Source organism: Streptococcus mitis, from assembly GCF_047464965.1.
In the GTDB taxonomy this organism is placed as follows: Bacteria; Bacillota; Bacilli; order Lactobacillales; family Streptococcaceae; genus Streptococcus; species Streptococcus mitis_DU.
This window is the reverse complement of record NZ_JASHAT010000024.1, coordinates 1-654: the sequence shown is the minus strand read 5'-3', so window position 1 is coordinate 654 and position 654 is coordinate 1. Positions and strand designations below refer to the sequence as shown.

Annotated in this window: 2 pseudogenes; one reads left to right on the top strand and one right to left on the bottom strand. The window is 37.0% G+C overall.

Annotated elements, in window-relative coordinates:
- Nucleotides 1-173, bottom strand: a pseudogene (locus QM408_RS09215) (lysozyme family protein); the annotation flags it as partial.
- On the opposite strand from QM408_RS09215, the pseudogene QM408_RS09210 reads away from it, so the two are divergent.
- Nucleotides 172-654 (top strand): annotated as a pseudogene (locus tag QM408_RS09210) (LPXTG cell wall anchor domain-containing protein); the annotation flags it as partial. The pseudogenes QM408_RS09215 and QM408_RS09210 sit on opposite strands and share 2 nt — an antisense overlap.

The window sequence follows — 654 nt, the reverse complement described above, 5'->3', positions numbered from 1 at the left end:
AGATTTTCTGTCAAGGTTTGAACCCCTTGCCGAATACTACTTGCATTATCGTTTATGGTATCAGTAGAACCACTAGCAGATTCACTTGACTGCATCACGTCTCCCTCTTTACCCTTAGTTTCTGTATAAATCATGGCGAGCACAAGCTCTTCGTTTGCTGGAGTATCTCCTGTGACAAGTACAGTAGATATTCCGAAAGTAGAACAATTTGCAACCGATACAAACTCAATTAACATGCCACCTTCTGGAAATACAATTAAGTTCAATGCAGATGGCTCATATGAAACATATACAGAATTCCAAGTTCGTGGAAGTGAAGGTATGAAAGTTGGTTCAACTGTTGAGTTAGAATTCAATGATGCTTCAGGTATCGAGTGGAAAACAAGTGGTGATACTGCACTCAAAGTTGGAGATACTTTTACTTCAAGATTTATCTTGCCTGTATATAGTACATATGAAGTCAATGAATATGGCGCATATGTATTCCCGACAGGTGTTGAGCCAACATTCAAAGTAACTTCTATCTCTGAAAAGAAAATAACAATGGAAATGATTTCAGGAGATGTTCCAAAAGAATTAGGTGTATTCTTCGGTGTTGGTCAAAACCGTATTAATATCATCGATAAATCTAAGATTGATCTTGAAAAAATGCAA